The organism is Alterluteimonas muca (assembly GCF_021191595.1).
GTDB classification, from domain to species: Bacteria; Pseudomonadota; Gammaproteobacteria; order Xanthomonadales; family Xanthomonadaceae; genus Luteimonas; species Luteimonas muca.
The window spans coordinates 101,139-112,750 of sequence record NZ_JAIWPS010000001.1 but is presented as its reverse complement, the minus strand read 5'-3'; the positions used below and the strand labels follow the sequence as shown (position 1 = coordinate 112,750).

The 11,612-nt window shown below is 69.9% G+C and carries 11 protein-coding genes; 7 read left to right on the top strand and 4 right to left on the bottom strand.

The annotated features are described in order from the left end of the window. The first annotated feature begins 97 nt into the window (after positions 1–97). The 4 genes from radC (at position 98) to LDO11_RS00525 (ending at position 4,272) form a co-directional block, all read left to right on the top strand. Positions 98–772 carry a RadC family protein gene (radC, locus tag LDO11_RS00540; protein ID WP_129134791.1) on the top strand — a complete coding sequence of 225 codons (675 nt, stop codon included), beginning with the start codon at positions 98–100 and terminating at the stop codon, positions 770–772. A gap of 74 nt (positions 773–846) precedes the next feature. Further along, positions 847–2,535, top strand: coding sequence for an arginine--tRNA ligase (gene argS / locus LDO11_RS00535; RefSeq protein ID WP_232139773.1), 1,689 nt, complete (start codon positions 847–849; stop codon positions 2,533–2,535). A gap of 111 nt (positions 2,536–2,646) precedes the next feature. Further along, complete coding sequence (locus tag LDO11_RS00530) at positions 2,647–3,420, top strand: SPOR domain-containing protein (RefSeq protein ID WP_129134789.1); 774 nt, start codon at positions 2,647–2,649, stop codon at positions 3,418–3,420. 102 nt (positions 3,421–3,522) lie between these two features. Continuing rightward, positions 3,523–4,272 (top strand): SDR family NAD(P)-dependent oxidoreductase, encoded by a 750-nt coding sequence (locus tag LDO11_RS00525; RefSeq protein ID WP_232139772.1) that lies wholly within the window; start codon positions 3,523–3,525, stop codon positions 4,270–4,272. A gap of 62 nt (positions 4,273–4,334) precedes the next feature. Here LDO11_RS00525 and speA read toward each other — a convergent pair whose 3' ends face one another. Beyond that, a complete protein-coding gene (speA, locus tag LDO11_RS00520; protein WP_232139771.1) occupies positions 4,335–6,224 on the bottom strand; it encodes an arginine decarboxylase in 1,890 nt (629 codons plus the stop codon). A gap of 158 nt (positions 6,225–6,382) precedes the next feature. On the opposite strand from speA, the gene speE reads away from it, so the two are divergent. After that, on the top strand, positions 6,383–7,246 hold the full coding sequence (gene speE, locus LDO11_RS00515; RefSeq protein ID WP_232139770.1) for a polyamine aminopropyltransferase: 864 nt from the start codon (positions 6,383–6,385) through the stop codon (positions 7,244–7,246). A gap of 44 nt (positions 7,247–7,290) precedes the next feature. On the opposite strand, the gene LDO11_RS00510 is transcribed toward speE, so the two are convergent. Beyond that, on the bottom strand, positions 7,291–7,626 hold the full coding sequence (locus tag LDO11_RS00510; protein ID WP_232139769.1) for a hypothetical protein: 336 nt from the start codon (positions 7,624–7,626) through the stop codon (positions 7,291–7,293). 223 nt (positions 7,627–7,849) lie between these two features. After that, positions 7,850–8,188, bottom strand: a complete 339-nt coding sequence (locus LDO11_RS00505) for a P-II family nitrogen regulator (protein ID WP_129134784.1) — start codon at positions 8,186–8,188, stop codon at positions 7,850–7,852. Positions 8,189–8,370: 182 nt separating this feature from the next. Here LDO11_RS00505 and ubiK point away from each other — a divergent pair, with 182 nt between their 5' ends. Together ubiK and LDO11_RS00495 are read left to right on the top strand one after the other, a co-directional pair. Beyond that, positions 8,371–8,646 carry a ubiquinone biosynthesis accessory factor UbiK gene (gene ubiK, locus LDO11_RS00500; RefSeq protein WP_129134783.1) on the top strand — a complete coding sequence of 92 codons (276 nt, stop codon included), beginning with the start codon at positions 8,371–8,373 and terminating at the stop codon, positions 8,644–8,646. 19 nt (positions 8,647–8,665) lie between these two features. Beyond that, positions 8,666–10,177 carry a YifB family Mg chelatase-like AAA ATPase gene (locus tag LDO11_RS00495; RefSeq protein ID WP_232139768.1) on the top strand — a complete coding sequence of 504 codons (1,512 nt, stop codon included), beginning with the start codon at positions 8,666–8,668 and terminating at the stop codon, positions 10,175–10,177. Between the two features lie 139 nt (positions 10,178–10,316). Here LDO11_RS00495 and aceA read toward each other — a convergent pair whose 3' ends face one another. Beyond that, positions 10,317–11,609 carry an isocitrate lyase gene (gene aceA / locus LDO11_RS00490; protein WP_232139767.1) on the bottom strand — a complete coding sequence of 431 codons (1,293 nt, stop codon included), beginning with the start codon at positions 11,607–11,609 and terminating at the stop codon, positions 10,317–10,319. Positions 11,610–11,612 lie beyond the last annotated feature (3 nt).

Genomic DNA, 11,612 nt, shown 5'->3' with positions numbered 1-11,612 from the left:
TGCATCCGGCGTCGTCGTGCGGGCGGCCACCCCGAAACCCACGGCCTCCCCTGTCGTGCAGGCCGCCCGCCGCGACGCTCTTCCCACGAGGTTTGCCATGCACATCCGCGACTGGCCCAGCAGCGAACGACCACGCGAGAAACTCCTGGCCCGCGGTGCCGCCGTGCTGTCGGATGCGGAACTGCTGGCGCTGTTCCTGGGCTCCGGGCTGCGCGGGCGCGACGCGGTCGCCACCGCGCGCGAGCTGCTGGCAGGCCACGGCCCGCTGCGGAAGCTGCTCGAACGCACGCCGGCGCAGCTGGCCGCACTTCCCGGCTTGGGCCCGGCACGCGCGGCGCTGCTGGCGGCCGCGCTCGAGCTGTGCGGCCGCTACCTCGCCGCCGGCCTCGAGCGTGGCGAGGCACTGAGCGATCCGCAGTCCGCCGGCCGCTATTTCGCGCAGCGCCTGCGCGGCTACCCGCACGAGGTGTTCGCCGCGCTGTTCCTCGACACCCGCCACCGCGCGCTGGCGTTCGAGGAACTGTTCCGCGGCACCATCGACGGTGCCGAAGTGCATCCGCGCGAGGTGGTGCGGCGCGCGCTGGCGCACAACGCCGCGGCGCTGATCGTCGGCCACAACCATCCCAGCGGCAGCGCCGAGCCGAGCGCTGCGGATCGCGCGGTGACCGCGCAGCTCAAGCAGGCACTGGGCCTGGTGGACGTGCGCCTGCTCGACCACTTCGTCATCGGCGACGGCCCGCCGGTGTCGCTGGCGGCGCGCGGCTGGGTGTAGGCAGCGCACGAACCGGAACGTGCCGGCCCGCGGCCGTCTACACTATCGGCCCCCTGCAATACCGCCCAACGCCTGTGAAATCCCAGCTCCGCGCCCTGATCGAACAGGGCCTCGACGCCCTGCGTGCCCGGGGCGACCTGCCCGGCGACCTCGCCACACCCGAATTCATCGTGGAGCGGCCGAAGGATCGCAGCCATGGCGATTTCTCCACCAACGTGGCGATGCTGCTGGCGAAACCTGCCCGCAGCAATCCGCGCGCACTCGCCCAGGCACTGACCGCGGCGCTGCCGCAGACCGGGCTGGTGGCCTCGGTGGACATCGCCGGGCCGGGGTTCATCAACTTCCGCCTTGCGCCCACGGCGTGGCAGGCGCAGCTGCGCGCGGTCCATGAGCTCGGCGAGTCGTACGGCCACAACAGTTCCGGGGCCGGGCGCCGCGCCGGCGTCGAATACGTGTCGGCGAACCCGACCGGACCACTGCATGTCGGCCATGGCCGCGCGGCGGCCATCGGCGACTGCATCGCCCGCGTGCTCGAGGCCAATGGCTGGGACGTGGCGCGCGAGTTCTACTACAACGATGCCGGGGTGCAGATCGAGAACCTCGCACGCTCCACCCAGGCCCGCGCCCACGGGCATGCGCCGGGCGATGCCGACTGGCCGGCCGACGCCTACAACGGCGACTACATCGCCGACGTGGCCGCCGCCTATCTGCGCGGCGACAGCGTCGAGGTCGACGGCCACACCGTGACCGGTGCCGGCGACGCCGACGACCTCGATGCCATCCGCCGCTTCGCGGTGGCCTGGCTGCGCCGCGAGCAGAACGCGGATCTCGCCGCGTTCGGGGTGGCGTTCGACGTGTACTTCCTCGAGTCGTCGCTGTACGCCGACGGCAAGGTCGAGGAGACCGTGCGCGAGCTGGTCGCCCACGGCCACACCTACGAGGAAGGCGGCGCGCTGTGGCTGCGCACCACCGGTTTCGGTGACGACAAGGACCGCGTGATGCGCAAGTCCGACGGCACCTACACCTACTTCGTGCCGGATGTCGCCTACCACCTGTCGAAATGGCAGCGCGGCTACGAGCGCGCGATCACCGAGCTCGGCGCCGACCACCACGGTTCGCTGGCGCGCGTGCGCGCCGGCCTGCAGGCGCTGGATGCCGGCATTCCGCAGGGCTGGCCGGAATACGTGCTGCACCAGATGGTCACGGTGATGCGTGGCGGCGAGGAGGTGAAGCTGTCCAAGCGCGCCGGCAGCTACGTGACCCTGCGCGACCTGATCGACGAGGTCGGACGCGACGCCACCCGCTGGTTCCTGGTCGCGCGGCGCCCGGATTCGCAGCTGGTGTTCGACATCGATTTCGCCCGCAGCCAGTCGCTCGACAACCCGGTCTACTACGTGCAGCTCTCGCACGCGCGCATCTGCGGCCTGCTGCGGCAGCTGGAGGAACGCGGACTGGCATTCGACGCCGCCAGTGGGCTGGAGCGGCTGCCGGACCTCGACAGCGGTGCAACCCGCGACCTGCTCACCGACCTCTCGCGCTTCCCTGAGGTGGTGGAGGCGGCCGGGCAGTCGCTGGAGCCGCACCTGGTGGCGGCCTATCTGGTCGAACTCGCGCAGGCGTTCCAGTCCTACTACAACGACCACCAGTTCCTGGTCGACGATGCCGGGCTGCGCGATTCGCGACTGGCGCTGGCGCTCGCCACCCGCCAGGTGCTGGCCAACGGCCTGGCCCTGCTCGGGGTGGCCGCACCGCAGCGGATGTAGCCCCGCACCGCGGGATGACGGCGCGGTCCACGCCTTCGGCATACACTGGATCGCGGGATTTTTCTGTTCCATCCGGCCGCCTGGCGGCAACGACTCGAGGAAGGCAAGGCAGTGGCAGCACGACGCGGTAGATCGCAGGCACGGCGCAACGGCGGCAACTCCGGCGGGCTTCCCGGCTGGGCGTGGATGATCATCGGCATCGTGCTGACGATCATCGTGGTGATGCTGGCGCCGCGCGTGCTGAAGTCCGACGGCAGCGACGGCTTCTACCGCCCTCGCGCCAACCCGGATGCGCAGCCGGCGTTGCCGTCCAGCATCGACGAGGACGCAGCACCCGCGCCCGCGCGCCGACGCCCGGCGGCCGCCGACCCCGCGCCGCTGCCGGCCACCGAGCCCGATTACGATTTCTACACCGTGTTGCCGGGCCAGGAAGTGCCGATGACCGATGCCGAGCTCGCCGCCAGCGCCCGCGCCGAAGAGGCCCGCCGCCAGCGCGAGGATGCACAGCGCCGCCAGGACGCCGCCGACCCGGCCACCCCGCAGGCGCCCGCCGCGGCACCGTCGCCGGCCTCCACCGCGGCGACCACCACGCCGGCGACCACGACCGCCCCGGCAACGCCTGCCGCGACGGCTGCACCGGCACAGGACACGACCGCGCGCTACCTGCTGCAGGCCGGGTCGTTCAGCGCGTCCGGCGATGCCGAGGCGCTGAAGGCGCGGATCGCGCTGCTGGGCCTGTCGGCACGGGTCGAGTCCGGCAACGCCAACGGGCGCACCGTCTACCGCGTGCGCATGGGTCCCTACGGCACCGCCACCGAACTGGCCGATGCCAAGGCCAAGCTCCAGAACGGCGGGCTGCAGGCACTGCCGATCAAGGTGCAGTAATACCGCGCGCCGGCGTGGCGTGACGCCGCCTCGGGCGGGTCCGGCGGCAGCACGCGCCAGCGACCGCCGGCACCGCTTTTCCGCCTGCGACGGAGTGCTTAGATGACCCGGACCATCCTGATCACCGGCGCCACCGCCGGTTTCGGCCGCGCCGCCGCCGAACGTTTCGCCAGCGCCGGCTGGCGCGTGGTCGCCTGCGGCCGCCGCGCCGAGCGCCTGCAGGCACTGGCCGACGCATTGGGTGAGCAGGTGCATGCCTGCGCCTTCGACATCCGCGATGCCGACGCCATGCAGGCCGCACTCGACGCACTCCCGGATGCGTTCCGCGACATCGACGTGCTGGTCAACAACGCAGGCCTCGCGCTGGGCACCGCGCCCGCGCAGCAGGCGAGCCTGGCGCAGTGGCGGCAGATGATCGACACCAACGTCACCGCGCTGGCCACGCTGACCCACGTGCTGCTGCCGACGCTCATCGCGCGCCGCGGCGCGATCCTCAACGTGAGCTCCATCGCCGGCAGCTACCCGTACCCGGGCGGCAACGTCTATGGCGGCACCAAGGCCTTCGTCACCCAGTTCTCGCTGGGCCTGCGCGCCGACCTGCATGGCACCGGCGTGCGCGTGACCTCGATCGAACCGGGGCTGGCCGAGACCGAATTCACCCTGGTGCGTACCGGTGGCGACCAGGCGGCATCGGATGCGCTCTATCGCGGCGCCGCGCCGATCACCGCCGCCGACATCGCCGACACCCTGTGGTGGGTGGCCAACCTGCCACCGCACCTCAACATCAACCGGCTGGAAGTGATGCCGGTCAGCCAGTCGTTCGCCGGCTTCCAGATCGCGCGCGCGGGCTGAAAGAACCGGCGGGCAAAGACGATCGCGCCTGGAGGCGCTCCCGCAGGAGCGCCGCGTGGCATTCAGTCCAGCGGCGCGCTGTCCAGGTAGGTATAGCCGGTGAGCCCGGCTTCCAGCGCCTCGCGCAGGCGCACCATCTCGTCGTCCCCAAGGCTGGCGGCCGAAAGCTTGTCCTCGTAGCGCTGGCGCAGGTCGTCGATGCGGTAGCCCACGTAGTCGAGCATCACGTCGGTGGTGTCGCCGCGGCGCTGCTGGTGGATGGCGAAGCCGTCGCCGCTGCGGCGCACCTCGATCGCGTCGGTGTCGCCGAACAGGTTGTGGATGTCGCCGAGGATCTCCTGGTAGGCGCCCACCAGGAAGAACCCCAGCCGGTAGGTTTCGCCGGGACGCATCGCATGCAGCGGCAGCGAGCTGTCGAGATCCTCGTTCTCGACGTAGGTGTCGATCTGGCCGTCGGAGTCGCAGGTGAGGTCGGCGATGATGCCGCGCCGCTCCGGCGCCTCGTCCAGGCGCTCGATCGGCACGATCGGAAACACCTGGTCGATCGCCCACACGTCGGGCATCGATTCGAAGATGCTGAAGTTGACGAAGTACTTGTCGACCAGACGCTCGTTGAGCTCGTCCAGCAGCGGGCGATGGCTCTTCTCGTCATAGGTCAGCCGCGCACGCACGGCGTGTGCGATCGCGTAGAAGAGGTCGTCGATACGCGCGCGGTGCACCAGGTCGAGCTGGCCCAGCGCGTACATCGCCAGGCCCTCAGCGTGGAAGTGCTGCGCCTCGTGGTAGAGCTCGACCGCAGGGCGCTGGTCGAGCTCGCCATGGATCTCACGCAGCTGGCTGACCACCGACGGCTCGTCGTCATGGATGTCGGGCACCCGGCCTTCCGGGGCGCGTTCGACCTCCGACACGTTGGCCACCAGCACCGCGTGGTGGGCGGTCATCGCGCGGCCGCATTCGGTGAGGATGCGCGGCTGCGGCAGGCCGTGCTCCGCGCAGGCCTGCGCCAGCGGCTGCACGATATTGCTCGCGTACTGGCGCATGCCGTAGTTGACCGAGTTGTAGCTGCGCGAGCGCGTGCCCTCGTAATCGATGCCCAGGCCACCGCCGACGTCGACACGGCTGATCTTCGCGCCCAGCCGCGACAGCTCCACGAAGTAACGCGTGGCCTCGCGCATGCCGTTGGCGATGTCGCGCACGTTGGAGATCTGCGAGCCCATGTGGAAATGCAGCAGCTTGAGGCAGTCGCTGCGGCCGCTGTCGCGCAGGCTCTTCCACAGATCCAGCAGCTGCCGCGGCGACAGGCCGAACTTCGACTTGTCGCCACCCGAGTTCTGCCACTTGCCCGCGCCCAGCGACGCCAGCCGCATGCGCACGCCCAGCAGCGGCTCGACACCGAGTGCGGCCGACTCCTCCATCACCAGCCGCAGCTCGGTCGGCTTCTCGATGACGATATAGGTCTCGAGCCCCAGTCGGCGGCCGATCAGCGCCAGGCGGATGTACTCGCGGTCCTTGTAGCCGTTGCAGATGATGGTGCCGCCGGGCCGGCTCAGCGCGAGCACCGCCATCAGCTCCGGCTTGCTGCCGGCCTCCAGCCCGAAGCCCTCGCCATGGTGGGAAGCCAGCGTGCCGGCGACGCCCGCATGCTGGTTGACCTTGATCGGATACACGGCCGTGTAGCCGCCGGTGTAGTCCCAGTCGGCCTGGGCCTCGGCGAATGCCGACTGCAGCTGGCCGAGCCGGTGGCCGAGGATTTCCGGGAAGCGCACCAGCAGCGGCAGCTTCGCGCCCTGTGCGAGCGCGTCGTCGACGATCGCGGGCAATGGCAGCGCACGGGCGTCGCGGTCACCCGGGCGCACGACCACGCGACCCTGTTCGTCGACGTCGAAGAAACCTTCCGACCAGTGCGGAATCGAGTAGGTCTTGCGGGCGTGGTCGATGGACCAGGCAGCCATGGCGGACATCCGGAAAGCGTGGGGGCGCCCATTCTACGGAGGCCGGTGCGCAGGGGTGGTCACGCCGGCTCCGTTACAATCCGCGGCCCGTTGCGACGCCATCCGCGCGCGCCCCACGACAACGCCCACGCGGGCCGCGTCCCTGCGAGAGCACCCCCATGACCACGACCGACTGGCTGTACGAGAACTTCGACCCCGCAGGCTCCGCGATCGGTTATCGCGTCAGCCGCAAGCTCGACGAGGTGCAGTCGCCGTTCCAGAAGATCGAGATCTACGAGTCGACCGACTGGGGCAACGTGATGCTGATCGACGGCGCGATGATGGTGACCACGCGCGACAACTTCCTCTACCACGAGATGATGTCGCACCCGGCGCTGTTCACCCATCCCGACCCGAAGCAGGTGGTCATCATCGGCGGCGGCGACTGCGGCACGCTGCGCGAGGTGCTCAGGCACCCGGGCGTCGAGCGCGCGGTGCAGTGCGATATCGACGAGCAGGTCACGCGGATGGCCGAGAAGTATTTCCCGGAGCTGTGCGAATCCAATGGCGACCCGCGCGCGGAGATCCTGTTCGACGACGGCATCGCCTGGATGAAGGACGCCCCGCCGGGCTCGCTCGACATCGTGATCGTCGATTCCACCGATCCGGTCGGCCCCGCCGAAGGGCTGTTCAACAGGAGCTTCTTCGAAAGCTGCTTCCGCGCACTGAAGGACGACGGCATCCTCGTCCAGCAGTCGGAATCACCGCTGGTGCTGCTGGAACTGATCCAGGCGATGCGCGCGGAAATGGGCAAGGCCGGTTTCGACAGCTTCCAGACCCTGCCCTTCCCGCAGCCCTGCTACCCCACCGGCTGGTGGAGCTGCACGCTGGCACGCAAGGGCGGCCGTGGCTTCGACTTCCGCGCCGACGACGCAGCAGCCAAGGCGTTCGAGACCCGGTACTACAGCGCCGAGATGCACCGCGCGGCGCAGGTACTGCCGCCGTTCGTGGCCAACGCGCTGGCGGCGCGGATGGCTGTCTGACGGGACAACGCCACCGACCGTCAGCGCGGTCGGTGGCACGCGCTTCAGTTCCAGCCAGGCGTGCCGGTCTGCGGACACGCCCCACCCGCACAACGCGCATCACGCGGGCCACGTGATTCGAGCGAACGCTCACGCTCTTCGCGACGCTGCGCCACGGTCTTGCAGACGCTGACCGGACGATTGCTGCCGATCGGCCGGCTGCGCTCGCAGATCATGCGGTCGTCCTCGGCCTTGTTGACCAGCGCGCTGATCTCCTCGAGATCGTTGAACAGCGCCACCTGGTCGGCCCGCGGGAGCTCGGTGGTACTGGTGCGGCCATCGAGCTTGCCCAACACCCCGTCCTGCACCTGCAGGAGCCGATCGCGGTCGGCGCCTGCCATGTCCTTGTATCGCCCGCTGCGCTGCTGTGCGGCCTGCCGGATCTGGTTCTGCTGCGCAACGATCGCGGACGCATCGGTTTCGACTAGAACAGGCCCCTGCGACTGGGCCAGCGCGTCACCCGCACATCCCAAGCAACAGCATCGCCGCTGCGATCCTTCCGTTCATTCCGCTCTCCTCGACATCCTGGCGCATGCGCCGACGATCGACGCCCCCGGACCTCCCTTATAGCGCATCCCCGTCGAGCTCACCCGTGCGGATGCGTACGGCGCGTTCGAGTGAATACACGAACACCTTGCCGTCGCCGATCTTGCCGGTGTTGGCGGCCTTGAGGATGGCTTCGACGACGGTGTCGACCTGGTCGTCGGTCACCGCCACCTCGAGCTTGAGCTTGGGCAGGAAGTCGACCACGTACTCGGCGCCGCGATAGAGCTCGGTGTGGCCCTTCTGGCGGCCGAAGCCCTTGACCTCGGTGACGGTGATGCCGGCGACGCCGGCATCGGCCAATGCCTCGCGCACATCGTCGAGCTTGAAGGGCTTGATGATCGCCATGACCATCTTCATTCACGCAACCTCCATCGGATCGAGCGGCAGCATAGCGCACTGCCTGCGGGCGCCCGGCGGCTACAATGCGATCCATCACCGATCCGTCCCGTACGGACTTTTCCTACCGCGTTTCGCGATCCGCGCCGACTGCGCCGACAGCGGCGCGCATCCATGCTGGCCGCGAAACCGGAGCCTCCCCCATGATCGACCTCAGCAACATCGACGAACTCGCACGACGCCTCAGCGGGCTGGTGCCGCCGGGCCTGCGCGAGAGCCGCGAGGAGATGCAGGAGAACTTCCGCGCGGTGCTGCAATCCGGGCTCGGCAAGCTCGACCTGGTGACCCGCGAGGAGTTCGACGTGCAGCGCGCGGTGCTGCTGCGCACGCGCGAGAAGCTCGAGGCGCTCGAGCAGGCGGTGCAGTGGCTGGAGGCCGAGCTCGCCCGCAATCCCCCACGGGACGGTTCCGCCCACTGAGGGCGCAACGGCAGCCGCCATGGGACTCGCACTCGTGCATGGACGCGCGCGTGTCGGGGTTGCAGCACCACCGGTCCAGGTGGAAGTGCACCTCGGCGGTGGCCTGCCGTCGATGTCGATCGTCGGACTACCGGAAGCCGCGGTACGCGAGGCCAAGGACCGGGTGCGCGCCGCGATCCAGTGCGCGCAGTTCGAATTCCCCGCGCGCCGCATCACCGTCAACCTCGCCCCGGCGGACCTTCCGAAGCACGGCGGCCGCTTCGACCTGCCGATCGCGCTGGGCATTCTCGCCGCCAGCGGCCAGATCCCGCTGGAGGCACTGCGCGATACCGAATTCATCGGCGAGCTCGGCCTGACCGGCGAGCTGCGCCCGGTAGCCGGCGCGCTGCCCGCCGCGCTCGCGGTGGCGCAGACCGGGCGCCGCCTGGTGGTGCCGGCCGGGAATGCCGCCGAGGCCGCTCTCGCCGCACGGGTGGACGTGCGCGCCGCGCGCACCCTGCTGGAGGTGTGCGCGATGCTGCACGGCCGCGCGACCCTGCCGGCCGGGGTAGCTCCGGTGGCGATTCCGGCCAGTACCGCGGACATGCGCGATGTGCGCGGGCAGGCACGCGCGCGTCGCGCACTGGAAATCGCCGCTGCCGGTGGCCACCACCTGCTGCTGGTGGGCCCGCCCGGCTGTGGCAAGACGCTGCTGGCTTCGCGGCTGCCGGGACTGCTGCCGGAGCCCGGCGACGACGAGGCACTGGAAGCCGCCGCGGTGGCGTCGGTCAATGGCGGACTGGACCCGGCGCGATGGCGGCAGCGGCCGTTCCGGGCACCCCACCACACGGCCAGCGCGGTGGCGCTTGCCGGCGGCGGCAGCGAACCGCGGCCCGGCGAGATCTCGCTGGCGCACCGCGGGGTGCTGTTCCTGGACGAGCTGCCCGAATGGAACCGCTCGGCGCTGGAAGTGCTGCGCGAGCCGCTTGAATCGGGCGTGGTGACGATCTCGCGCGCCGCGCGGCAGGCGGAGTTTCCTGCGCGCTTCCAGCTGGTCGCCGCGATGAATCCCTGTCCCTGCGGCTGGGCGGGCGATGCCTCCGGGCGCTGCCGCTGCGCACCCGACGCGGTGCGCCGCTACCGCTCGCGCATCTCCGGGCCACTGCTGGACCGCATCGACCTGCATGTGGAGGTGCCACGGCTGCCCGCCCATGAGCTGCGGCCGGATGCACCCGAAGGCGAGGCAAGCGCTTCGATCCGTGCACGCGTCGAAGCATCGCGTGCATTGCAGCAGGCACGCAGCGGCCGCTGCAATGCGCAGCTGGACCAAGCCGCGACCACCGCGCACTGCCGTCTGCGCGCGGCCGAACAGCAACTGCTCGAACGTGCGATCGAATCACTGCAGCTGTCGGCGCGGGCAATGCACCGCATCCTGCGCGTGGCCCGTACCATCGCCGACCTCGACGGCAGCGCCGACATCCTCGCCCCGCACCTCGCCGAAGCACTGACCTATCGCGGTTTCACCCAGGAGCCGGTGGCCGCGGTGGCTTGAGACGATCAGCCGCGGATGGCGCGGATCAACACGGACAGCAATGCTCCTTGCCAAGGCTGGCCTCCCATCCATTCCTCCCGCCTTGACGCTCTTGCCTTGATCCGTGCCCATCCGCGCAGGTCCGCGGCCAGAACCCCACTCATGCCGCGCGGGTGAACTGCTCCTCCTCGGTCGACCCGCTCAGCGCGGTGGTCGAGGACTGGCCTCGCTGGATCACCTGGGTCACCGCATCGAAATAGCCGGTACCGACCTCGCGCTGGTGGCGCACCGCGGTGAAGCCACGTTCGGCGGCGGAGAACTCCGCCTCCTGCAGTTCCACGAACGCTTTCATCTGCTCGCGCGCGTAGCCGTGGGCGAGGTGGAACATCGAGTAGTTGAGGGCGTGGAAGCCGGCCAGAGTGATGAACTGGAAGCGGTAACCGTAGGCCGCCAGTTCCCTCTGGAACCTGGCGATCGTCGCGTCGTCGAGGTTTTTCTTCCAGTTGAAGCTCGGCGAGCAGTTGTAGGCGAGCAGCTTGCCGGGGTACTTCGCATGGATCGCCTCGGCGAAGCGGCGCGCGAACTCGAGGTCGGGCCTGCCGGTCTCGCACCACACCAGGTCGGCGTGGGGCGCATAGGCGAGGCCGCGGCTGATCGCCTGGTCGAGACCGTTGCGGGTCTTGTAGAAGCCTTCCACCGTGCGCTCGCCGGTGCAGAACGGGCGGTCGTTGTCGTCGATGTCGGAGGTGAGGAGGTCGGCGGCTTCCGCGTCGGTGCGCGCGATGATCAGCGTCGGCACGCCCATGACGTCGGCGGCAAGGCGGGCGGCATTGAGCTTCTCGATCGCCTCGCGGGTCGGCACCAGCACCTTGCCGCCCATATGGCCGCACTTCTTCACCGAGGCCAGCTGATCCTCGAAATGCACGCCGGCCGCACCCGCCTCGATCATCGCCTTCATCAGTTCGTAGGCATTGAGCACGCCGCCGAAGCCGGCCTCGGCGTCGGCCACGATCGGCTGCAGGAAGTCGATGGAATCGTCGCCTTCGGCATGGTGCAGCTGGTCGGCGCGCAGCAGGGTGTTGTTGATGCGTTTCACCACCGCCGGCACCGAGTCCGCCGGGTACAGCGACTGGTCGGGATACATCTGCCCGGCGAGGTTGGCATCCGCCGCCACCTGCCAGCCCGACAGGTAGATCGCCTTCAGCCCGGCCTTGACCTGCTGCATCGCCTGGTTGCCGGTGAGCGCACCCAGCGCGTTGACGAATGGCTCGCTGTGCAGGGACGTCCACAGCTTGTCCGCGCCGAGCCGGGCAAGCGAGTGTTCGACGTGCACGGTGCCGCGCAGGCGGACCACGTCCTCGGGGCCGTAGTGGCGGGTGATGCCGGTCCAGCGGGTGTTGCCGGCCCAGTCACGGGCAATGGCATCGGCGTCGGGCAGTGTCTGGTGGTTCATGGG

Excerpts from the sequence above, each read along its gene's own strand:
- radC (WP_129134791.1), top strand. The coding sequence starts at position 98 with ATGCACATCCGCGACTGGCCCAGCAGCGAACGACCACGCGAGAAACTC.
- LDO11_RS00525 (WP_232139772.1), top strand. The coding sequence starts at position 3,523 with ATGACCCGGACCATCCTGATCACCGGCGCCACCGCCGGTTTCGGCCGC.
- speA (WP_232139771.1), bottom strand. The coding sequence starts at position 6,224 with ATGGCTGCCTGGTCCATCGACCACGCCCGCAAGACCTACTCGATTCCG.
- speE (WP_232139770.1), top strand. The coding sequence starts at position 6,383 with ATGACCACGACCGACTGGCTGTACGAGAACTTCGACCCCGCAGGCTCC.
- LDO11_RS00510 (WP_232139769.1), bottom strand. The coding sequence starts at position 7,626 with ATGGCAGGCGCCGACCGCGATCGGCTCCTGCAGGTGCAGGACGGGGTG.
- LDO11_RS00505 (WP_129134784.1), bottom strand. The coding sequence starts at position 8,188 with ATGAAGATGGTCATGGCGATCATCAAGCCCTTCAAGCTCGACGATGTG.
- ubiK (WP_129134783.1), top strand. The coding sequence starts at position 8,371 with ATGATCGACCTCAGCAACATCGACGAACTCGCACGACGCCTCAGCGGG.
- LDO11_RS00495 (WP_232139768.1), top strand. The coding sequence starts at position 8,666 with ATGGGACTCGCACTCGTGCATGGACGCGCGCGTGTCGGGGTTGCAGCA.
- aceA (WP_232139767.1), bottom strand. The coding sequence starts at position 11,609 with ATGAACCACCAGACACTGCCCGACGCCGATGCCATTGCCCGTGACTGG.